The sequence below is a fragment of the Bradyrhizobium sediminis genome, from assembly GCF_018736105.1.
GTDB lineage: Bacteria > Pseudomonadota > Alphaproteobacteria > Rhizobiales > Xanthobacteraceae > Bradyrhizobium.
Genome location: NZ_CP076135.1, coordinates 3,304,817 through 3,326,503, shown reverse-complemented (window position 1 = coordinate 3,326,503; position 21,687 = coordinate 3,304,817). Strand labels below are relative to the sequence as shown.

The 21,687-nt window shown below is 65.3% G+C and carries 21 protein-coding genes; 8 read left to right on the top strand and 13 right to left on the bottom strand.

The window, feature by feature from the left end:
• Nucleotides 1-32: 32 nt before the first annotated feature.
• Together ccoG and KMZ68_RS15930 are read right to left on the bottom strand one after the other, a co-directional pair.
• Nucleotides 33-1,472: a cytochrome c oxidase accessory protein CcoG gene (gene ccoG / locus KMZ68_RS15935; protein ID WP_215612200.1), complete on the bottom strand. Its 1,440-nt coding sequence runs from the start codon at nt 1,470-1,472 to the stop codon at nt 33-35.
• Between the two features lie 15 nt (nt 1,473-1,487).
• Nucleotides 1,488-1,658 (bottom strand): hypothetical protein, encoded by a 171-nt coding sequence (locus KMZ68_RS15930; protein ID WP_369810103.1) that lies wholly within the window; start codon nt 1,656-1,658, stop codon nt 1,488-1,490.
• 227 nt (nt 1,659-1,885) lie between these two features.
• Between KMZ68_RS15930 and KMZ68_RS15925 the strand changes: the two genes are divergently transcribed.
• Together KMZ68_RS15925 and KMZ68_RS15920 are read left to right on the top strand one after the other, a co-directional pair.
• Nucleotides 1,886-2,404 carry a YeeE/YedE thiosulfate transporter family protein gene (locus KMZ68_RS15925; RefSeq protein ID WP_215612198.1) on the top strand — a complete coding sequence of 173 codons (519 nt, stop codon included), beginning with the start codon at nt 1,886-1,888 and terminating at the stop codon, nt 2,402-2,404.
• Nucleotides 2,405-2,421: 17 nt separating this feature from the next.
• Entirely contained in the window at nt 2,422-3,039 is a 618-nt protein-coding gene (locus tag KMZ68_RS15920) for a YeeE/YedE thiosulfate transporter family protein (protein ID WP_215612197.1), read from the top strand.
• Nucleotides 3,040-3,111: 72 nt separating this feature from the next.
• Here the strand turns inward: KMZ68_RS15920 and rpmG are convergent, their stop codons facing one another.
• The 6 genes from rpmG to KMZ68_RS15890 all read right to left on the bottom strand — a co-directional run bounded on the left by rpmG (nt 3,112) and on the right by KMZ68_RS15890 (nt 10,517).
• On the bottom strand, nt 3,112-3,279 hold the full coding sequence (rpmG, locus tag KMZ68_RS15915; RefSeq protein WP_045008041.1) for a 50S ribosomal protein L33: 168 nt from the start codon (nt 3,277-3,279) through the stop codon (nt 3,112-3,114).
• Between the two features lie 212 nt (nt 3,280-3,491).
• Entirely contained in the window at nt 3,492-4,244 is a 753-nt protein-coding gene (locus tag KMZ68_RS15910; RefSeq protein WP_215612196.1) for an NUDIX hydrolase, read from the bottom strand.
• 36 nt (nt 4,245-4,280) lie between these two features.
• A complete protein-coding gene (locus KMZ68_RS15905; protein WP_215612195.1) occupies nt 4,281-4,709 on the bottom strand; it encodes a DUF983 domain-containing protein in 429 nt (142 codons plus the stop codon).
• 4 nt (nt 4,710-4,713) lie between these two features.
• Nucleotides 4,714-7,056, bottom strand: coding sequence for a ribonuclease R (gene rnr, locus KMZ68_RS15900; protein ID WP_215612194.1), 2,343 nt, complete (start codon nt 7,054-7,056; stop codon nt 4,714-4,716).
• On the bottom strand, nt 7,057-9,807 hold the full coding sequence (topA, locus tag KMZ68_RS15895) for a type I DNA topoisomerase (protein ID WP_215612193.1): 2,751 nt from the start codon (nt 9,805-9,807) through the stop codon (nt 7,057-7,059).
• A gap of 233 nt (nt 9,808-10,040) precedes the next feature.
• Entirely contained in the window at nt 10,041-10,517 is a 477-nt protein-coding gene (locus tag KMZ68_RS15890) for a winged helix-turn-helix transcriptional regulator (RefSeq protein WP_215616361.1), read from the bottom strand.
• A gap of 107 nt (nt 10,518-10,624) precedes the next feature.
• On the opposite strand from KMZ68_RS15890, the gene KMZ68_RS15885 reads away from it, so the two are divergent.
• Together KMZ68_RS15885 and KMZ68_RS15880 are read left to right on the top strand one after the other, a co-directional pair.
• On the top strand, nt 10,625-11,398 hold the full coding sequence (locus KMZ68_RS15885; protein WP_215612192.1) for an SDR family NAD(P)-dependent oxidoreductase: 774 nt from the start codon (nt 10,625-10,627) through the stop codon (nt 11,396-11,398).
• A 169-nt stretch (nt 11,399-11,567) separates the two neighbouring features.
• Nucleotides 11,568-11,711 carry a hypothetical protein gene (locus tag KMZ68_RS15880; protein WP_215612191.1) on the top strand — a complete coding sequence of 48 codons (144 nt, stop codon included), beginning with the start codon at nt 11,568-11,570 and terminating at the stop codon, nt 11,709-11,711.
• A 33-nt stretch (nt 11,712-11,744) separates the two neighbouring features.
• Here KMZ68_RS15880 and dprA read toward each other — a convergent pair whose 3' ends face one another.
• Complete coding sequence (dprA, locus tag KMZ68_RS15875) at nt 11,745-12,860, bottom strand: DNA-processing protein DprA (RefSeq protein ID WP_215616360.1); 1,116 nt, start codon at nt 12,858-12,860, stop codon at nt 11,745-11,747.
• 232 nt (nt 12,861-13,092) lie between these two features.
• On the opposite strand from dprA, the gene KMZ68_RS15870 reads away from it, so the two are divergent.
• Complete coding sequence (locus KMZ68_RS15870) at nt 13,093-14,334, top strand: amidase (RefSeq protein WP_215612190.1); 1,242 nt, start codon at nt 13,093-13,095, stop codon at nt 14,332-14,334.
• 130 nt (nt 14,335-14,464) lie between these two features.
• Here the strand turns inward: KMZ68_RS15870 and plsY are convergent, their stop codons facing one another.
• From plsY to KMZ68_RS15855, 3 genes are read right to left on the bottom strand one after another with little or no spacing between them, the layout of a single operon-like run.
• Complete coding sequence (plsY, locus tag KMZ68_RS15865; protein WP_215612189.1) at nt 14,465-15,058, bottom strand: glycerol-3-phosphate 1-O-acyltransferase PlsY; 594 nt, start codon at nt 15,056-15,058, stop codon at nt 14,465-14,467.
• Nucleotides 15,059-15,099: 41 nt separating this feature from the next.
• Nucleotides 15,100-16,401 (bottom strand): dihydroorotase, encoded by a 1,302-nt coding sequence (locus KMZ68_RS15860; RefSeq protein ID WP_215612188.1) that lies wholly within the window; start codon nt 16,399-16,401, stop codon nt 15,100-15,102.
• Between the two features lie 4 nt (nt 16,402-16,405).
• Entirely contained in the window at nt 16,406-17,359 is a 954-nt protein-coding gene (locus KMZ68_RS15855; RefSeq protein ID WP_215606344.1) for an aspartate carbamoyltransferase catalytic subunit, read from the bottom strand.
• Between the two features lie 140 nt (nt 17,360-17,499).
• Between KMZ68_RS15855 and KMZ68_RS15850 the strand changes: the two genes are divergently transcribed.
• From KMZ68_RS15850 to KMZ68_RS15840, 3 genes are read left to right on the top strand one after another with little or no spacing between them, the layout of a single operon-like run.
• Entirely contained in the window at nt 17,500-18,294 is a 795-nt protein-coding gene (locus KMZ68_RS15850) for a M15 family metallopeptidase (protein ID WP_215612187.1), read from the top strand.
• Nucleotides 18,295-18,328: 34 nt separating this feature from the next.
• Entirely contained in the window at nt 18,329-19,972 is a 1,644-nt protein-coding gene (locus KMZ68_RS15845; RefSeq protein ID WP_215612186.1) for an acyl-CoA dehydrogenase family protein, read from the top strand.
• Nucleotides 19,972-20,751, top strand: coding sequence for a CPBP family intramembrane glutamic endopeptidase (locus KMZ68_RS15840; protein ID WP_215612185.1), 780 nt, complete (start codon nt 19,972-19,974; stop codon nt 20,749-20,751). The genes KMZ68_RS15845 and KMZ68_RS15840 overlap by 1 nt, the downstream gene beginning before the upstream one ends.
• 8 nt (nt 20,752-20,759) lie before the next feature.
• Here KMZ68_RS15840 and KMZ68_RS15835 read toward each other — a convergent pair whose 3' ends face one another.
• Complete coding sequence (locus KMZ68_RS15835) at nt 20,760-21,686, bottom strand: AEC family transporter (RefSeq protein ID WP_215612184.1); 927 nt, start codon at nt 21,684-21,686, stop codon at nt 20,760-20,762.
• Nucleotide 21,687 lies beyond the last annotated feature (1 nt).

The following is a 21,687-nucleotide window of genomic DNA, read 5'->3' as shown; positions in this document are numbered from 1 at the left end:
TAAAGAAAACGCGTCCAATAAAAGCTATCGCGTCAGTGACCGGCTGGAACGAAGTGATCGCGCACCGAAGCGGTCTGGCCGGTTGCGGTTTCGGCAGCCCTGAACTCGATGTCGGTTGCCTCCTTCGGTAACTTCGCCGCCGGCACCTGCACGGACACCCTGACTTCCCTGGTCTGGTCGGGCCCGACCTCGACGATCAGTTTCCCGTCCGCGCCGCGTTCGATCCCTGAAGTACGAATCTCGGCGGCGGGAAGACCCAGCACTTCCAGCGCGAAGGAGCGGGACACCCCGGCCTTGTTGAGGAAGCGGATCGTAAAATCGTTGCGGACGCTGCCGTCGCTCAAGGTGACGAACAGCGGGCTGCGTTCATGCAGGGCGCTGATCCCCATCGAGCTGCGGGTCGCCAGCGTATACAGCATGATGCCGCCGACCACGGCGATGATGGCGGCATAGAGCACGGTGCGCGCCCGGATCAGGCGGTAGACCGGCGGCTTGCCGGCGAGCCGGCGTTCGGCGTTGATGTCGGTGTCGTAGGCGATCAGCCCGGTCGGCCGGTTGGTCTGCTGCATGATCGCGTCGCAGGCGTCGATGCAGAGCCCGCATTGAATGCAGCCGAGCTGGATGCCGTTGCGGATATCGACGCCGGTCGGACAGACATTGATGCATTGGTGACAATCGATGCAGTCGCCGGCAGGCTCGCCGGCGAGGCGCAGCTGCTCGGCCTTCTTGACCGAGGTGCGGGGCTCGCCGCGGTCGCGCCGGTAGGTGACGTTGAGCGCCCATTCGTCGGTCAGCGCCGCCTGGATGCGCGGCCATGGGCACATATAGATGCAGACCTGCTCGCGCGCGTGGCCGGCGAACACATAGGTGGTCGCGGTCAGGATGCCGATCCAGAGATAGGCGACGAACGGCGCCTGCAGGGTGGCGAGTTCCTTCACCAGCGTCGGCGCATCGGCGAAATACAGCACCCAGGCGCCGCCGGTCCACCAGGCGATCATCAGCCACAGGAAGTGCTTGGTGGCGACTTCGCGCACGTGGCTGAAGGTCCATGCCCGCTTGTCCTTGAGGATGCGGTCGCGGCGGTCGCCCTCGACCCAACGCTCGACGGCGTAGAACAGGTCGGTCCAGATGGTCTGCGGGCAGAGATAACCGCACCAGATGCGGCCCGCGACCGCGTTCATCAGGAACAGCACCATCGCCGCGATGATCAGCAGGCCGGTGAAGTAATAGACCTCCTGCGGCCACAGCTCGATGAAGAAGAAATAGAAGCGGCGATGCGGCAGGTCGAGCAGCACCGCCTGGTTAGGCAGGCCGGGTCCGCGGTCCCAGCGCACGAAGGGCAGCAGGTAGTAGAGCGCCAGTCCTACCGCCAGCAGCGTCCATTTGATCCGGCGAAACCGGCCATGGACGGCCTGCGGATAGACCTTCTTGCGGGGCGCATAAAGCGGCCCTTCGATGATGGTTTCGCCCATGACTTTGCTTTCGGGTTATCGCGCCGCGGAGGCACCGATCATTCTTGCGACCAGATAGGACAGCGGCATTGCCACGGCGAAGCCGGACAGCACCGCGAACGGAATGTTCTTCATCGCCTCGGTGGCGAAGGAGGGGACGGCCAGCACCGCGATCACCGCGGAGCCTGCGAGCGCAGTCCCGAGCATTATCCAAACGAGGAGTGAGATCTTGAACACAGCCCCACCTTTCCTGCTTGTAGAAAAACGTACTGCTCCAGCATATCGATCGACGCATCGATCGGCAGCCAATCACCGCTGCATTGCAACATTCTATTCGCAGCGTCCGGCGAAACCGGTTGATCCATATCAATAAGGCATTGCCCTTCGACGATATATTATGCAATGCTAATATACCGACTTGAGGGAGGTTGCTGATGTCGCCTTTTGACAAGGCCTGGTCGCCTTACGCCGCGGGTATTCTGATAGGCCTGTTGCAGATCCCGGCATTCCTGATCATCGAGACCGCACTTGGGGCATCGTCTTCATATGTCACTGTGGGCGCGGCGATTACCGGCCTGTTCGATCCGTCGCTGCTCAAGATCGATTATGCGGCCAAGCATGTCGTGGCCAACGCCAAGAATCTCTGGCAGGTCGCGCTGGTCGCCGGCATCGCCGTGGGCGCCTTCGCATCGATGAAGCTGTCGGGCGCGGTCCGCGCTCCGGTTTCGCCGATCTGGGCAAAAGCGCTCGGCTCGCCGTCGCACGGCTTGCGCTATGCGGTGGCGTTTGGGGCCGGCTTTCTGATGCTGTTCGGCGCACGGATCGCCGACGGCTGTACCAGCGGGCATGGGCTGTCGGGAATGGCGCAATTGTCGGTCGGCTCCACGGTCGCGGTCGCCGCGATGTTTGCCGGCGGCATTGCCACTGCCCTACTGCTGCTGCGTCGCATTTAACCTCGGGAGGGATGGTCATGTCATCCGTTGCAGTCGGAATTCTGAGCGGCGTGCTGATGGGGATCGTGTTCGGCTTCGCGCTGGAAAAATCGCGGGTGTTCGAGCCCGGAATGATCGTCGGCCAGATGCAGTTGCGCAACTGGATCATGCTCAAGGTGTTTCTGAGCGCGGTCGCGACCGGAGCCGTGGTGCTGGCGTTTCTCCATGGCTTCGGCTTCATCAAGCTGCAGCCCAAGGCGGCGCTGTATGCCGCCGATATCGTCGGCGGGCTGATCCTCGGCGCCGGCATCGCGCTGGCGGGCGCGTGCCCCGGCACCACGCTGGCGCAGATCGGCGTCGGCTATCGCGACGCGATCTTTACGCTGCTCGGCGGGTTGTCCGGCGCGGTGGCGTTCTCCTACGCCCAACCCTGGCTTGCCAAGTCGCTGATCGGCACCGGGCCGAAACTGATCTTTTCGGATCTCGCCGGCATCCCCTATTGGCAGGGCGCGCTGGCCTTGGCCGCGGTCATCATCGTCATCCTCGCGATGATCGAGAGGTTGCGGCCGTGGCGCGACGATCTCGGTGCCGACGTCGACGGCGACGTTGCGGAGAAGGGGCCGCAGCCGCGTGAGCGTCTGGCGCCTGCGGAATGACCTGACGCTGCTTCAAAAAACGAAAACGGGGCCCGCAAGGCCCCGTTCGGAAGTCAGTAACGTCCCGCGATGTTACTTGATCTTGGACTCGCGGAATTCGACGTGCTTGCGCGCGACCGGGTCATACTTCTTCTTGACCAGCTTGTCGGTCATGGTGCGCGAATTCTTCTTGGCGACGTAGTAGAAGCCTGTATCCGCTGAGGAAACGAGCTTGACCTTGATGGTGACCGCTTTGGCCATGTTCAGGACCTCAAATGATTGGGAATCGGAAGCCGGCCCATCAGGCCCGCATTTGCCGCGCAACCTAGCTTCTGATCGTCCAAAGTCAAGGTTCTAGCGGCCAAAAACCCTCGCAAAACCAGCGATTAACCCTCAAAGAAGCGGTTTTTCGGCCGGGGCAGGCCGGGATTTTCGCTGACGCTGCCTGCATTGACGGGAGGAGGGGCCGGCACTCAAGCCTCGCCCAACACATCCTTCTGCATCTTGCCGCCGTAGAAGTGGAAGAACGGCACCGGGGCGTCGTGGCTGAGCGGACCGGTGGCGAGACGCCTTTCCAGTTCGTTCAGAACGTTCCTGGTCATCGGATGCGCGTCGGCGAGGTGCTTGGAGCCGAGATCGACCCAGACCAACTCGACCAGTTCGGCCTCGGCATGGACCACGCCTTCGACGCGGTGGGCGATGGCTGACGCGTCCGCGGTAAAGAATCGGGTATCGAAACGGCGGACGCGGCCGGGCGGGGTGATGGCCCGCGCAATCAGGAACAGGCCGGAGGGATCTGGCAACAGGCCCGCTTCGGTGAAGGGTTTCCATGCGCCTTGCAGCGCCGGCGTCTTGCCCTCCGTCTTGCGCCCGAGACAGAGCCCGGTTTCCTCGCAGGCCTCGCGGATCGCTGCGACCGCAAGCGATTTCGCGCGCGACGGCGTGATCCTGGGGCTGCCCTTGAGCAGGTTGGTTTCCAGCGCCTTCGTAATCGGGGCCGCCACCGGAACGCGGTTGTCCGATTTGTCGACGCGGCCGCCCGGAAACACGAATTTGCCGGGCATGAACACCACCTTGTCGTGGCGCTTGCCGACCAGCACTTTTGGGGTGGCTTTGGTGCGATCGACCAGGATCAGCGTGGCGGCGTCTTTCGGCCGGAAATAAGGGTGGTGATCGGCCTCTTTCTCTTCTTTTGCCGTCTTCTCTTGTTTTGCCGTCTCGCTCATTTCACCCCTGTTTCTTCTTGCTTGTAGGAGCTCACGCTACTGGTCGGGATTTTGCTCGTCAAATCCGTGCATACGCAACGCCCATTGGAACCCGACCACGGCGCCTTTCACCGGTTGCAGCAACAGCAGGGAGGCGATCAGGGTGCCAGGCAAATAGATCGACAACTGCAGCGGCACGGGAGGCGAAAAGTGGGTTTCGATCGTCAGCGCCAGCGGCACCATGAAGTGACCGACGATGACGATGACGAGATAGGCCGGAAGATCGTCGGCGCGATGCGGCGTGAAATCCTGTTTGCAGACCGAGCAGTGATCGTCCACTTTCAGGAACGCGCGAAACAGCTTGCCTTCGCCGCAGCGCGGGCAGCGGCCGCGCAATCCGCGTGTCAGCGCGGTCCAGACGTTGCGCTTGGCGGCCGGCGCCGAATCTGCCGTCCAGATCTTCGCATGTGCAGTGACGGTATCCATCATCTCATCCTTTGAAGGGCTTGCCCTTCTTCGATTTGCCGGACTTGCCGCCTGGCTTGGCCTTGCCCGGCCTGCGGTCTTTCTTGCGCGAGCTGCGGCCGGGATGCGCCTTCGCCTTCGCGCGCGTGGCATCATCAGTGCCCGGGCGTCGGTGCCCGCGCGGTGCGATTTTGCCTTCCGACAGCAGTTCGAACCGCAGTGCGCCCGCGACTGGGGCTGCTTCTACCAGACGAACGTCGACAACGTCACCCAGCCGGTGCATGGCACCGCTGCGTGTGCCGACCAGCGCGTGGCGCGCCTCGTCATAGTTGAAATATTCAGTGCCGAGCGTCCGGATCGGGATCAGCCCGTCGGCACCGGTATCGCTCAGTTTCACGAACAGTCCGGAGCGGGTGACGCCGGAGATGCGGCCCTGGAACGTGGCCCCGATGCGGTCGGCGAGGAAATGCGCGATCAGGCGGTCGGCGGTTTCGCGTTCCGCCTTCATGGCGCGGCGCTCGGTGACGGAAATCTGGGCAGCGACCTCGGCCAGCGTTTCCACCGTCTCGGTCTCCGGCAACGCGCCTTCGCCGAGGCCGAGACCGCGGATCAGGGCGCGATGCACGACGAGGTCGGCATAACGGCGGATCGGCGATGTGAAATGCGCATAGCGCCGCAAGTTGAGGCCGAAATGGCCGTAATTCTCGGCGGCGTATTCAGCCTGGGATTGCGAGCGCAGCACCACTTCATTCACCAGCTGTTCGGCATCGTGCCCCCTGACCTGCGCCAGCACGTAGTTGAACAGCGAGGGACGCAACGCGCCGCTCTTGGCGAACGGCAGATTCAGCGTCTTGAGGAATTCCTGCAGGTTATGAACCTTCTCCAGCGTCGGTTCATCGTGCACCCGGTAGATCAGCGGCAGCGCCTTTTTTTCGAGCATTTCCGCCGCGGCGACGTTGGCGAGAATCATGAACTCTTCGATCAGCTTGTGTGCATCCAGCCGCTCCGGCACGACCACGCGGTCCACCGTGCCGTCGGGCTTCAAGAGGATCTTGCGCTCGGGAATGTCGAGATCGAGCGGCTCGCGTTCGTCGCGCCCCTTCTTCACGGTCGCATAGGCGTCGTAGAGCGGTTTGAGGATCGGATCGAGCAGGGGACCGGTGGTGTCGTCGGGCCGTCCGTCGATCGCCGCCTGCGCCTGCGCGTAGTTCAGCTTTGCCGCCGAACGCATCAGGATGCGATGAAAGCTGTGCGAGCGCTTGCGGCCGTCACTGCCGATCACCATCCGCACCGCCAACGCGCCGCGCGGTTCGCCCGGCACCAGCGAGCACAGGTCGTTGGAGATGCGCTCGGGCAGCATCGGCACCACGCGGTCCGGGAAATACACCGAATTGCCGCGCGTCAGCGCGTCGCGATCGAGCGCCGAGCCCGGCCGCACATAGAATGCGACGTCGGCGATCGCGACGCTGACGATGTAACCGCCCTTGTTGTTGGGATCGGCGTCCGGTTCGGCATGCACCGCGTCGTCGTGGTCCTTGGCGTCGGGCGGGTCGATGGTAACCAGCGGCAGCGCGCGCCAGTCCTCGCGGCCGGCAAGCGTCGCGGGCCTGGCCGCATCGGCCTCGCGCAGCGCTGAAGGCGCGAAGGCCTGCGGAATTTCGTGGGAGTGAATAGCGATCAGGCTGACCGCTTTTTCCGACGCCAGCGATCCCAGCCGCTCCCTGACCTTGCCGGAGGCGAGGCCGAACCCACGCGAGCGGACGAGGTCGACGCTGACGAGGTCGCCATCCTCGGCACCGCCGGTATCGGCCTTGGCGATGTTCAATTCACGCCCGGCCTGTTTCTTGTCGACCGGGATCAGCCGTCCGCCGCCGGCGGGGTTGCTGCGGAAGATACCGAGCACGCGGGTCCTGGCGTGATCGATGACCTTGATGACGCGGGCGCGATAGACCGGGCCTTCGGCATCGTCGAGTTTCTCGATGCGCAGCAATGCGCGATCGCCGACGCCGGCCGCGGTGCCCGGTTGCGGCCGTCTTGGAATATGGATGCGGAGTTTCGGCGGCTCGCCGCTTTCGACCTCGTCCCACTCGGTCGGGGTCGCGATCAGCTCGCCGTCGGCATCGCGGCCGCTGATGTCGGCCATCAGGGTCGCGGGCAGGGCGGCAGGTTCGGCGATCTTCCTGCCGCGCTTCTCGATCGTGCCGGCGTCGGCGAGTTCGCGCAGGATGCGCTTCAGTTCGGCGCGATCGGCGTTCTTCAGGCCGAACTCGCGTGCGATCTCGCGGGTGCCGACCTTTCCCGGATGCGCGCGGATAAAGGCGACGATGGCGTCCCGATCGGGAAAACCTCTGTCGCGTTGCCTGGCCACTTACCCGCGGGCCTTGCCGGCGCTTTTCTTCGCCGGCGTCTTGGGCGCGGGCTTCGCCGCCGATGTCTTGGCGGCCGGCGTTACCGGCGCGCGCGCCTTGCTGACGGAATCGGTCTTCGGCTTGGCCGCGGCTTTCTTCGCGACCGCCTTCTTGGCCGGCTTCGGCGCCTTGGCTTCCGCTTCGGCCTTGGCGGGCTTCTTCGCAGGCGCCTTCTTCTTGCCCCGCGCAGGCTTGCCGCCGCCCTTGGCCACGCGCTCGTCGATCAGCGCGATGGCTTCCTCCAGCGTGATGGTGTCCTGCGTCTTGTCGCTCGGGATCGTGGCATTGACGCCGCCGGCCGTGACATAGGCGCCGTAGCGCCCGCTCTTGACCGCGACGCCGCCGAGGGTGGGGTGATCGCCCAGCGGCTTGCCGGGATCGGCGCCGAAGCGGCGGCCGCTCGGTCCCTTGGCGATCTTCTCGGCGATCAGCGTCACCGCGCGGTTGAGGCCGATGTCGAATACTTCGTCGCCGGCCTCCAGGCTGGCATAGGTCTTCTCGTGTTTCACGAATGGCCCGAAACGGCCGAGCCCGGCGGTGATCGGCTCGCCGGTCTCCGGATGCTTGCCGATCTCGCGCGGCAGCGACAACAGTTTCAGCGCCAGATCGAGTTCCATGTCGGAAGGCGACATGTTCTTCGGAATGCCGGCGCGCTTCGGCTTCTCGCCTTCGGCATAATCCTTCTGCTCGCCGAGCTGGATATAGGGACCGAACCGTCCGGCCTTCACCACGACGTCACGATCGGTTTCGGGGTCCTTGCCGAGGATGCGATCGGCGCTGGCCTCGCTGTCGGCGGCGAGCGGGCGGGTATAACGACACTCCGGATAGTTGGTGCAGCCGACGAAGGCGCCGAATTTTCCGGCCTTGAGGTTGAGCTTGCCGGTGCCGCAGGTCGGGCATTGCCTGACATCGCCGCCATCCGCGCGCGGCGGATAGATGTGCGGGCCCAGCATGTCGTCGAGCGCGTCGAGCACCTGCGTCACCCGCAGATCCTTGATCTCGTTGACGGCGCCGATGAAGCCGGTCCAGAAATCCTGCAGCACCTGCTGCCAGGAAATCTCGTTGTTGGAGATGCGGTCGAGCTTCTCTTCGAGGTCGGCGGTGAAATCGTATTCGACGTAGCGGGCGAAGAAGTTTTCCAGGAACGCGACCACGACGCGGCCCTTGTCCTCGCCGTGCAGGCGCTTCTTCTCCAGCCTGACGTAGCCGCGGTCCTTCAGCACCTGCAGGATCGAGGCATAGGTCGAGGGACGGCCGATGCCGAGCTCTTCCATGCGCTTGACCAGCGAGGCTTCCGAGAAGCGCGGCGGCGGTTCGGTGAAATGCTGGGTGACGGCGAGATCCTGCCGCTTCAGCGCTTCGCCCTCGCTCATGGCGGGGAGGCGGCGGCTGTCCTCGTCGTCGCCGTCGTCGTCGCGGCCTTCCTGGTAGAGCGCGAGGAAGCCGTCGAACTTCACCACCTGGCCGGTGGCGCGCAGTTCCAGCACGCGGGAGCCGGCTTTCGCGGCGATGTCGACGGTGGTGCGTTCCATCTCCGCCGATTCCATCTGGCTGGCGATGGTGCGGATCCAGATCAGTTCATAGAGCTTGGCCTGATCGGTATCGAGGCGGCGGCGCATTTCGGCCGGCCGCCGCGACAGATCGGTCGGGCGGATCGCTTCGTGCGCTTCCTGGGCATTCTTGGCCTTGGTCTGGTACTGGCGCGGGGCATCGGGCACATAGGCGTTGCCGTAATCCTCGCCGATCACCTTGCGCGCCTGCGTGATCGCCGAGCCGTCGATCTGGACGCCGTCGGTACGCATATAGGTAATGAGTCCGGTGGTCTCGCCGCCGATATCGATGCCCTCATAGAGCCGCTGCGCGATCCGCATGGTGTGCGCCGGTGCGAAACCGAGCTTGCGGCTGGCTTCCTGCTGCAGGGTCGAGGTGGTGAAGGGCGCCTGCGGATTGCGGCGCGCGGGCTTTGCCTCGACGGTCGAGACTGCGAAGTTGGCCGCCTCGATCGCCTTCTTGAAGTCCTCGGCTTCGGCGCCGCTGCCGATGTCGAGCCTTTGAATCTTCTTGCCGTCGGCGCCGACCAGACGGGCCTCGAAGGCTTCGCCGCGCGGCGTCGTCAGCGTCGCCACCAGCGACCAGTATTCGCGCGGGACGAATTTCTCGATTTCGAGCTCGCGGTCGCAGACCAGCCGCAGCGCCACCGACTGCACGCGGCCGGCCGAGCGCGCGCCCGGCAATTTGCGCCACAACACGGGCGACAGCGTGAAGCCGACCAGATAGTCCAGCGCGCGGCGCGCCATATAGGCGTCGACCAGCGCGCCGTCGATCTGGCGCGGATGCTTCATCGCGTCCGTCACCGCCTGCTTGGTGATGGCGTTGAACACCACGCGCTCGATTTTGTGGTCCTTGATTGCGCGCTTTTCCTTCAAGACCTCCAGCACGTGCCAGGAGATCGCTTCGCCCTCGCGATCGGGGTCGGTGGCGAGGATCAGCCGGTCGGCTCCCTTGAGCGCCTTGGCGATATCGTTGAGCCGTCCGGCCGCCTTGGGGTCGACCTCCCAGATCATCTGGAAGTTGGCGTCCGGATCGACTGATCCGTTCTTGGCCGGGAGGTCGCGGACATGGCCGAACGAGGCCAGGACCTCGTAGGACGAGCCCAGATATTTGTTGATCGTCTTGGCTTTCGCCGGCGACTCCACAATGACGATATTCATGTCATTCCAATAGCTTACGGGAAAAATAACGGGCCGGTTCCGCGAGACTCGCGCTGGCCGTTGCGACCCGAACATGGGTGGTGAGGCCGCCCCTGTCAAATCCGCAGATGTTAAGGGGGGCTTCAGGGGGCACCTTGCGGCATCCTTATGGTTGTAAAATACGTCTTACAGTTGCGCTCTCAAAAAGAGTATTTCAAAGAAATAATCGCAATAAATGCAGCCGCCGCGAGCGCTCAGGCCGGAACGCGCCGGCGTCGGCTGGCTCTGGGATTTGGCTTCAGTGCGGTATCGCCTTGGCCAAGCAACCGGCCGTCATCGGCGCGTAGCTCCAGCTTGCGTACCGGGCGGCCCTTGTCGCGATCGACCAGCAGGGTGGCGAACCCTTGCGGCTCGCCGGAGAACTCCTCGCTCCACTGGCGCAGCGCGACCAGCACCGGAAACACCCCGCGTCCCTTCGGCGTCAGCACATATTCCTGGTAGGCGCTGCCGTCGGAGGCGGGCGCCGTGGCCAGGATGCCGTGCTCCACCAAGGCGCGCAGCCGCACCGTCAGGATGTTTTTGGCCAAGCCAATGTTCTTCTGGAATTCGCTGAAGCGGCGGATACCCAAAAAGGCGTCGCGGATAATCAGAAGCGACCACCAGTCGCCGAGCGAATCCAGCGATCGCGCGATCGGGCAGTCGGCCTTTTCAAGACTCGTTCGCTTCACGATCGTCCTCCGGCAGTCGGTCTCCCGATCACGGTACTTTGTGGTTGCATTATGAAACCAAATGCCCTAGATGGCAACATGGTTTAATAATGCAACCACTGGAGGACGGCGTGCGACTGAAGAACAAGACGGCGTTGATTACCGGCGGCAACAGCGGCATCGGCCTTGCGACCGCGCGGCTGTTCGCGGCGGAGGGCGCGCGGGTCGTCATAACCGGCCGAAACCAGGCGACGCTGCAGGCGGCGGCAGAAGGGCTGGGGCCGAACGCGCTCGCCGTGGTCGCCGACGCCACCGACATCGCGGCGACCGAGCAGGCGATCGAGCAGGCGGTCAAGACCTTCGGCAAGCTCGATATCGTGTTCGCCAACGCCGGCATTGCCGGCAGCACGCCGATCGGGGGCACAGCGCTCGTCGCCTTTGAATCGGTGCTCCGGACCAATATCACTTCGGTATTCTTCACCGTGCAGGCTGCCGCGCCGTATCTCAATGACGGCGCGTCGGTCATATTGAACAGTTCGGTGATCGCGGTGCTCGGCAATCCCGGCTATGCCGCCTATGCCGCCAGCAAGGCCGGCGTGCGCGCGATGGGGCGGGTGATGGCGTCGGAACTTGCGCCGCGCGGGATCAGGGTCAACGTGGTTTCGCCGGGGGCTGCGAAAACCCCGATCTGGAACGGTGCGGCTCCCACCGCCGAAGCGTTCGCCGTGCTCGACAAACGCATCTCGCGCAGCATTCCGCTGGGACGGCTTGGCGAAGCCGAGGAAGTTGCCAAGACAGTGCTGTTCCTCGCTTCCGACGATGCCTCGAACGTCAATGGCGCCGAGATATTCGTCGACGGCGGCACATCGGGAGCGCCGGCGGGGGCGCCGATCTATCGCGGTTAACGGGCTTCGGTCATGGCCGGGCGGAGTGCGTCTTCGCGCTGGACCTCCCGGCCATCCACGCCTCTCGTTCCTGCCGGATGCGGCAATAAGCGCACTGAACCTTCATCGCCGTTGGGCAGATATTTCCGAAAGCTGGGAGCTTTGACCCCTGATATTTGGAGAGCCTGACATGCCGAAAGCGTTTCGCGCGTCATTTCCGGCCACCAGGAAGCCCGACAATAGCCCGCTGGTTACGATCGCATTGTTTTGCGGGATCGGCCTGTTGGTGTCGCTCGTCGCCATGATGGCGGGCGTACAGGGTGCCTGGTACTAGCTACGTGCATGCTGTGGCACACGCGGTTCCTTCTTAGATCAACGACACCAGCCCGCCGCCGTGGCGTTCCAGCCGGCCGGCGAGTTCGAGTTCGAGCAGCACGGCGCGCACCACGGCCGGCGAGACACCGGCCATCCGGATCAGATCGTCGAGCAGCACCGGCGTCGGCCCGAGCAGGGTGGTGATGCGCGCGCGGTCGCCTGCATCGGCCTCGACATCCAGTGGCTCATCGTCGGGTTCGCGCAAATCGAGCGGCCGTCCCATGATCGGCTCGACCGCACTGATGACGTCGGAGGCTTCCGTGGTCAGCGTCGCACCCTGCTTGATCAGATCGTTGGTGCCGGCGGCGCGCGGATCGAGCGGCGAGCCCGGCACCGCGAAAACCTCGCGGCCCTGTTCGGCGGCGATCCTTGCCGTGATCAGAGATCCCGAGCGAAGCGCGGCTTCGACGACGACAACGCCAAGTGCTGCCCCCGAGATCAGCCGGTTGCGCCTTGGAAAATCGCGGGCGCGCGGCACATGCCCCAGCGGCATTTCCGAAATCGCAGCCCCGCCGGAGTCGAGTATCGCAGCCAGCAGGTCTTCGTGCTCGGGCGGATAGATCCGGTCATGACCGCCGGCCAGCACCGCCACGGTGCCGCCCTCGATACTGGCGCGATGCGCTGCCTGGTCGATGCCGCGCGCCAGTCCCGACACGATGACGAACCCGGCCTCGCTGAGATCCCGCGAAAGCGTGCCGGCGAACTTCAGCCCGGCGCCGGAAGCATTGCGCGAACCGACCACGGCGATCATCGGCCGCATCAGCACATCGGGCGCGCCGCGCACACCGAGCAGAGGCGGCGCATCGTCGAGGGTGGCGAGCCGCGGCGGATAGCCGGCCTCATCGGGCGCGAGCAGGCTGACGCCGATCCTTTGGCTGGCGGCGAGTTCGGCGCGCGCATCGTCCTCGCTGCAGATCCGGCCCGGACGCGCCGCACCGCCACGCCGCGCCAGCTCGGGCAGCCGCTCCAGCGCGGTGCGCGCATTGCCGAAATGATGGAGCAGGGAGCGGAAGGTGCGGGGACCGACATTGTCACTGCGGATCAGCCGCAGCCGGTCGATCCGCTCGGCGTCGGTGAGGTGGGTCGTGGTTGAGGTCTTGGTGTCCATGTCGTCCTGCCGGAGCAGCTTCGCCCAACCGGAAGGTGTGATCAACCTGATTTGCTCCCCCGTCATTCCGGGATGGTGCGTTAGCACCAGACCTCAGATGTGCAATTGCACATCGGGGAATCTCGAGATTCCGGGTTCGACGCTTCGCATCGCCCCGGAATGACCGGACATCCTTGCCCGATCCCGGCCCACTCCGTAAAAGCGGTGCGCTCTTTCACAGGAAACCGCGCCCATGATCTCGCTCGCCGACCTCCAACGCCGCATCGAAGCCGGCGAGCTCTCGTCCGATGCGGCCATCGCGCAGTCGGTCGAGGCCGTCGACGCGCAGGACAAGACCATCGGCGCCTTCGTCTGCCGCCCCGAAGATCCCCGCGCAGCCAATTCCGGCCCGCTGCGCGGCATCGCGGTCGGGATCAAGGACATCATCGAGACCTCGGAGTTTCCGACCGAGATGGGGTCATCGATCTACCGCGGTTATCGACCGCGCGCGGATGCGCCCGTGGTGATGATGCTGAAGCGGGCGGGGGCGACCATTGCCGGCAAGACCACAACGACGGCCTTCGCATTCGTCGACCCGACCGCGACGCTCAATCCGCGCAACCATGGTCATACGCCGGGCGGCTCGTCCTCGGGTTCGGCGGCGGCGGTCGCGGCCGGCATGATTCCGCTGGCGCTGGGAACGCAGACCGGCGGCTCGGTGATCCGGCCGGCCGCGTTCTGCGGGGTGGCCGCCATCAAGCCGTCGTTCCGGATGCTGCCGACCATCGGCGTGAAATATTATTCGTGGACGCTGGATACGGTCGGGCTGTTCGCGGCTGGGGTCAAAGACCTCGCGCATGGCCTTTCCGCCATGACCAACCGGCCCGAATTGATGCCGAATGCGACGATCGTGGCACCGCGCATCGGCGTGGTGACGCAGAATTTCGCCGGCGCGCCGGAGCCGGTGGGCGGCGAGGCGCTGCGGATCGCAACGCGGGCGGCGGAACGCGCCGGGGCCACCGTCCGCGAACTGGCCTTGCCCGACATCGTCGCCGAGGCGTGGCGAATTCATCCGACCTTGCAGGAATACGAGGCGCATCACGCGCTGGCCTGGGAATACCGCACGCATCGCGACGCCATGCCGCCGCTGCTGCGCGCCAGGCTCGACGAAACCGCAGGCCTGTTGCCCGCCGACTACGACGCGGCGCGCAGGGTTGCGAACCGCGCCCGCAAGGCGCTGGCGCAACTCTTCGACGATGTCGACGTGCTGCTGACTTTCTCGGCGCCGGGTGCTGCGCCGAAGGGATTGGCCTCGACCGGCGATCCCCGCTTCAACCGGCTGTGGACGCTGATGGGCGTGCCCTGCGTCAATATTCCGGCGTATGTCGCCGACGGCGGATTGCCGGTCGGCGTGCAGGCGATCTCGCGGTTCGGCAACGATTCAGGAGCGCTGGAGGCGGCGCGATTCGTGGAAGAGGCGCTGAGGCGAGGTTGAAGGATACCGTCATTCCGGGACACGCGTCTTCGCGTGGACCCGGAATCTGGAGGTTGTGGAATGAAATTCCGGGTTCGCGCTTGCGCGCGCCCTCAGACCCGCTAATTGGCGCGTCAGGGAATGACGATCCTCACTTCTCCCCGATGCGCCCCTCGGTGCCCGCCTGCAACCGCTTGATGTTTTCGCGGTGCGCATAGAACAACAGTAACGTCAGCACAGCGAACAGCGAGGCAAGGTTGTAATGACCGAACCACCAGAGGGTTATTGGCGTGACGAAACTTGCCACCAGCGCCGACAGTGACGAATAGCGGGTGGTATAGGCGGTTGCGATCCAGATCACGCCAAACATGGCGGCCGCCTGCCAGAACAAGCCAAGCAGCACACCGATATAGGTGGCGACGCCCTTGCCGCCCTTGAATTTGAGCCACACCGGGAAAAGGTGCCCAAGGAAGGCACCGAGGGCCGCGGCCATCGCCGCATTTGGTCCCCAAAAGTAGCGGGCAATCAGTACCGCGGCGGTGCCCTTGAGCATGTCGCCGAGCAACGTCGCGGCTGCGAGCCCCTTATTTCCCGTGCGCAGCACATTGGTTGCGCCAATACTGCCGGAGCCGATCGAGCGCAGGTCCTGCGTGCCGGCGAGTTTTGTCAGGATCACCCCGAACGGGACCGAACCGCAGAGATAACCGATGATCAGGGCAACCAACAAAAATGCTTCAGGTGACATCGCTGTGCCTCCCTATGTCGTGTAACCCGCTTGAGAACGCTCTAGACATGCTCAAACACCGTCCGGCCGCCGACGATGGTGCGCACCACGCGGCCCGAGAAGCGGGCTTCGTCGAACGGCGTGTTCTTGCATTGCGATTTGAGATCGGCGGGATCGAGCACCCACGGCGTGTCGGCATCGATCACGATCACGTCGGCCGGCGAGCCCGACCGCAGCGTTCCGCCGGGCAGCCCGAGCAGTTCGGCCGGGCGCGTCGACATCGCGCGGATCAGGGTCTTGAAATCGGTCTCGCCATTGTGGATCAGCCGCAACGCCGCCGGCAGGATGGTCTGCAGGCCGATGGCGCCATAGGCGGCCTCGGCAAACGGCAGCCGCTTGACCTCGACGTCCTGCGGATTGTGGTCGGACATCACGACGTCGATCAGGCCGGAGGCGACGGCGGCGACCAGCGCGAGGCGGTCGTCCTCGGTGCGCAGCGGCGGCGACAGCTTTAAAAATGTCCGGTAGGGACCGATGTCATTCTCGTTCAGGGTCAGGTGATTGATCGAGACCGAGGCGGAGACCGCGAGGCCCGCATCGCGCGCGCGCTTGAGGATTTCCAGCGACTCGATGCAGCTCAGCGAGGCCGCGTGATAGCGCCCGCCGGTCAGCGCGACCAGGCGCATGTCGCGCTCCAGCATCACGGCCTCGGCGGCATTGGGGATGCCGACCAGCCCGAGCCGTGCGGCGAATTCGCCCTCATTCATGACACCTTCGCCGACGAGGTTGGGATCTTCGGTGTGGTGCACGATCAGCGCGTCGAAGTCGCGGGCATAGGTCAGCGCGCGCCGCATCACCTGCGCGTTGGTGACGCTGCGGTCGCCGTCGGTGAACGCCACGGCGCCGGCGGCCTTCAACAGGCCGATCTCGGTCATTTCTTCGCCGCCCAGGCCCTTGGTCAAAGCCGCCATCGGGTGGATGTTGACGATCGCGGTGTCGCGGGCGCGGCGCAAGACAAAATCGACCGTCGCGGAATTGTCGATCACCGGGGAAGTGTCGGGCTGGCAGATGATGGTGGTGATGCCGCCGGTCGCCGCCGCCTGGCTCGCGGAGGCAAAGGTTTCGCGATGGCTGGCGCCGGGCTCGCCGACGAAGGCGCGCATGTCGATCAGCCCGGGGGCTATGATCTTGCCGGCGCAGTTGATGATGTCGGTGCCTTCGGGCACGCCGGCGGCGCCGATGCCGCGCCTGGAATCGCGGATCACCCCGTCGGCGATCAGGACGTCGCCGGGGCCGTCGAAATCCCTGGAGGGATCGACGACGCGGGCATTGGCGAGCAGGATCGGGCGGCGGTCGGTCAGCATGGCGTCACGCGTTCGGCAGGTTGCGGGCGAGCGCTTCGAGCACCGCCATCCGCACCGCCACTCCCATTTCCACCTGTTCACGGATCAGCGATTGCGCGCCGTCCGCCACGATCGAGTCGATTTCGACGCCGCGGTTCATCGGCCCCGGATGCATCACCAGCGCGTCGGGCTTGGCATAGGCCAGCTTCTTCTGGTCGAGGCCGAAATAGTGGAAATATTCGCCCGACGACGGCACGAACGAGCCGTTCATGCGCTCGCGCTGCAGCCGCAGCATCATCACGATGTCGGCGCCGTTCAGCCCCTCGCGCATGTCGCGGGCGACTTCGACGCCCATCCGCTCGATGCCGCGCGGCAGCAGGGTGGAGGGCGCGACCACGCGCACCCGGGCGCCCATGATGTTGAGCAGGAGGATATTGGAGCGCGCCACCCGCGAATGCATGACGTCGCCGCAGATCGCGACCACCAGCCCTTCGAGCCGGCCCTTGTTGCGGCGGATGGTGAGCGCGTCGAGCAGCGCTTGCGTGGGGTGTTCATGGGCACCGTCGCCGGCATTGATCACGGAGCCGTCGACCTTGCGCGCCAGCAGTTCCACCGCGCCGGAGGCATGGTGCCGGACCACCAGGATGTCCGGGTGCATGGCGTTGAGGGTAACGGCGGTATCGACCAGGGTTTCACCCTTGCGCATCGAGGACGATGACACCGACATGTTCATGACGTCGGCCCCTAACCGTTTGCCGGCGATCTCGAACGAGGACTGGGTGCGGGTCGAGGCCTCGAAGAACAGGTTGATCTGGGTGCGGCCGCGAAGCGAAGTGCGCTTCTTGTCGACCTGGCGGTTGAGCTCGACATATTCCTCGGAAAGGTCGAGCAGGCCGGTAATGTCGGCAGCGGAAAGGCCCTCGATTCCCAGCAGATGCCGGTGACCGAGGACGAAGGTCGATTTCGATGCAGGGGTCATTAAAGCGAGAGCTATAGGCAGGGTTGGCGCGCGGGGCAAGCGCGAATAGGTGCCTTGCGAGTTATCCCCCGATCTGTCCGCGGGGAGGGTAAAGAGGGTTGTCGCAATGTCGCCGGGTTCGGCGCGCGGGAAGGCATGGGATGCGAAAATTGAAGCTGATTGCGGCGATCGCGTTAACCGGTTTTGGCTTGGCTGGTTCCTTGGCTGGTTCCTTGGCCGCCGGGCCGGCGGCGGCGGCAGCGCAGGCCTTGCCCGGCGGTTTCGTGTTCCTGCGCGACATCGATCCCTCCATCCTGCAGGACATCCGCTACGCCGGGTCGAATAATTTCGTCGGCCGGCGGCTGGCGGGCTACGAGGCGGGCGAATGCGTGGTGAAGCGCCAGGTCGGTTTGGCGCTGAAAAGCGTCCAGCAGGAGCTGGCGAAGCAAAATCTGTCGCTGAAGATGCTGGATTGCTACCGGCCGGCGCGGGCGTCGCACGATATGGTGGTGTGGGCGCAGAACGGCCGGGAGACGCCGGCCGAGCGGCGCTACAACCCGGCCATTCCCAAGAAGGATCTGTTCCGGCTCGGCTATATCGCCGAGCGCTCCCAGCATTCGACCGGGGCAGCTCTCGACCTCACCCTGGTGGATCTTGCGGCCGACAATTCCGCCGCTTTTGATCCTGCCAGGGCCTATGCCGACTGCACCGCTGCCGCCAGCGCCCGCGCGCCGGAAGGCAGCGTCGACATGGGCACCGGCTACGACTGCTCCGACGCCAGGTCGCACACCGCCGCGCGCTCGATCACGCCGGATCAGCGCCGCTGGCGCAACACGCTGGTAGCCGCGATGGCGAAGCAAGGGTTTGTGAACTATTCGAAGGAGTGGTGGCATTTTTCAATGCCGGGCGCCGGCGGGCCCGCGTATGATTTTCCGATCCCGGGGCGTTTGAGATAAAGTCTCGCCAATTAGAAGCAGCCGGACGCATGCCATGACCCAGCCTTCCTTTGCGACCCATGAAGTGTTCAACCAGTCGCCGCCGTTTTGCGATGTCGACCTGTTCGCGGCGGACCGGCCGCTGGTCGAGGCGGTCGCCGCCAATGGCGGGGCCTCGGCCGAGAAGGAACTGTCCGAATTCGGCCAGCACTGGGGGTCGGCCGCAATGGCGGAGCGGGGCCGCATCGCCAACGAGAACACGCCGAAACTGCGGACCTTCGATTCCCGCGGCAACCGCCGCGACGAAGTCGAGTTTCATCCGGCCTATCACGAGCTGATGGCGCGCAGCGCCCACGGCGGCGTGCACAATTCGACCTGGGACGCGCAGGGCCGGCCGGCCGGCGGCGCGTCGGAAGTCGTGCGCGCGGCAAAATTCTACATCGCGGCGCAGGTCGAGACCGGCCATCTCTGTCCGGTCACCATGACGCGGGCCTCGGTGGCGGCGCTGGCGGCGCAGCCGGATCTGCTCGCCAAGACCATGCCGGTGATCAGCACCCGCGCTTACGATCCGACCTTCGCGCCGTGGTGGACCAAGCGGGGCATGACGCTCGGCATGGGCATGACCGAGAAGCAGGGCGGCACCGACGTTCGCTCCAACATGACCCGCGCGGAACCCGGCGGCGACGGCTATCGCATCACCGGCCACAAATGGTTCATGTCGGCGCCGATGTGCGACGCGTTCCTGGTGCTGGCGCAGGCGGAAGAAGGCCTGACCTGCTTCTTCATGCCGCGCTTCAAGCCCGACGGCTCGATCAACGCGATCCAGTTCCAGCGGCTGAAGGACAAGCTCGGCAACCGCTCCAATGCGTCCTCCGAGGTGGAATTCGCCGGCGCCCATGCGACGCGGGTCGGCGACGAAGGCAAGGGGATCCGCACCATCATCCAGATGGTGCAGCTGACCCGGCAGGACTGCGCGATTGCGTCCGCCGGCCTGATGCGCTCGGGACTGGCGCATGCGCTGCATCACGCCCGTCACCGCAGCGTGTTCCAGAAGCATCTCGCCGATCAGCCGCTGATGCAATCGGTGCTGTCGGACATGGCGCTGCACGTCGAGGCGTCGATCGCGCTGGTGATGCGGCTCTGCCGCGCCTTCGACCAGGCGCCAAACGATCCGGGCGAAGCCGCCTATATGCGGCTGCTGACACCCGCCATCAAGTACTGGGTCTGCAAATGCGCGCCGGGATTTCTCTACGAGGCGATGGAGTGCCTCGGCGGCAACGGTTATGTCGAGGAGGGCATTCTGGCGCGGCATTATCGGGAGTCGCCGGTCAATGCGATCTGGGAAGGTTCCGGCAATGTGATGTGCCTCGACGTGTTGCGCGCGCTGTCGCGCGAGGGCGAGGCGGCCGGGGCGGTGCTGCAAGGGCTCGCCGACGAGGCCAAGGGCCTGCCCGGCGCGGGCGACGCGGTCGCGTTCATCGCGAAGGCCTTCCGCCGTCCGGATGGCGAGCGCGTCGCAAGGCTCGCGGTGGAGAGACTGGCGCTGCTGGCGGCGGCGGCAGCGCTCAACAAGGTGTCGCCGCGCCATGCCGAATTGTTCGCGGCGACCCGGCTCGCCGGCAACCACGCCAGCATGTACGGCGCGGTCGATCTCGCCAATGACGATGTCCGCAGGTTGCTGGAGCGGGCGTTGCCTTGATGATCGATTCTCTCGATCCCTCCGCTCCGCCGGTCACGGTGAGGCCTGCCCGGCACGCGCCACGAATCTGGAAATTCTGGGGCACCGCGCTGTGGGGCCTGTTCGTCTTCGCCGCGCTGTTCGTGGGACAGATCGCGGTCGTGGCCTGGTTCCTGCTGCGGCGGGAGGGGCCGATCGACATCGCCGCCGCTATCCATGTGCTCAGCGGCGGCCTGACCATCTCGCTCTCGGTGATCACGGGGCTGCCGGCCGCGCTCGGCGCGATGTGGATCGCCACCCGGCGATCGCGCACGCCTTTTGCCGAATACCTCGCGCTGCGCTGGAGCACGTGGGGCAATCTGGCAATCGGCGTCGGCGCGCTGTTCGTGCTGGTGGTCGGCTGGGACCTGCTGTCGCGCGCGCTTGGCCGCGAAGTCGCGCCGGGTTTCATGGTCGACGTGCTGAAGTCGGCGCGCGCCGATGGCGCGCTATGGCTCCTGATCGTCGCGTTCTGTGTCGCCGCGCCGGTCTCGGAGGAATTCTTCGCCCGCGGCTTTCTCTACCGCGGCTGGTCGGAATCGTTTCTCGGGGTTCCCGGCGCGATTCTGCTGTCGTCGCTGGTATGGACCGCGCTGCACCTGCAATACGACTGGTTCTTCTTCGCCGAAGTATTTTCGATCGGGCTGTTGCTCGGCTGGCTCCGCTATCGCAACGGTTCGACCTGGCTGACGGTGGTCGTGCACGGCCTCAACAATCTCGCCGCGACGCTGCAGAGCATCTGGCTGGCGGCGTACGGATAGGGCTTCGCCTACGCCACCAGCGCAATCGCGATCGGCATGGTGATGGCCGCAAGGATGGTCTGCAGCGTGATGATCTGCGCCAATAGCGGCGCGTCGCCGCCCATCTGGCGGGCCAGCACGTAGGCGCTCGACGATGTCGGCACCGAGGTGCAGCACACCACGACCACGAGATTGGGCCCCGAGACGCCGAACAGCAACGCCAGCGCGACTGCGACCGCCGGCATCAGGATCAGCTTGAGGAAGATGGTCAGCGCCGCCGGGGCGCTGGGGCGGAACAGTCCTTCGAGGTGCAGGCCGGCGCCGGTGACCAGCAGGCCGATCGCCAGCGACGAACTGCCGAGGGCGCTGGCGACTTCGTGCCACACGCGCGGCAGCGGCAGATGCGACAGGTTGATGGCAAGGCCGATCGCGCAGGCCCAGATCAGGGGATTGCGCACCACGGTCATGGCGATGGTACGGACCGACTGCTTGTCCGGCGAGGCATAGTGCGCCAGCACGGTAACGCTGAGCACATTGACCAGCGGGATGATCGCCACCATCGCCACCGAGGCCAGCGCAAGGCCGAGATTGCCGTAGAGATTTCCGGCAACCGCGAGCGCGACATAGGTCTGCCAGCGCGTCGCACCCTGAAAGATCGAGGTGAAAGCCGGACCGTCGACCATGCCCCTGGCGGCCAGCAAGGGCCGCAGGGCCAGGCACAGTCCCGACATCAGCAGCGCCGACAGCAGCAGCGCGCCGCCGACGCCGGCGACCGGCACGGTCGCGAGGTCCGCCTTGGCTACCGTTTCGATCAAGAGGGCCGGGAACAGCACGTAATAGACCAGCCGTTCGAGGCCGTGCCATTGCGTCTCCAGCCGCATCAGGCTTCGCTTCAGGCCGAAACCCATCACGATCAGCAGGAAAACCGGCGCCAGTGCGCCGAGAACGACACCCATC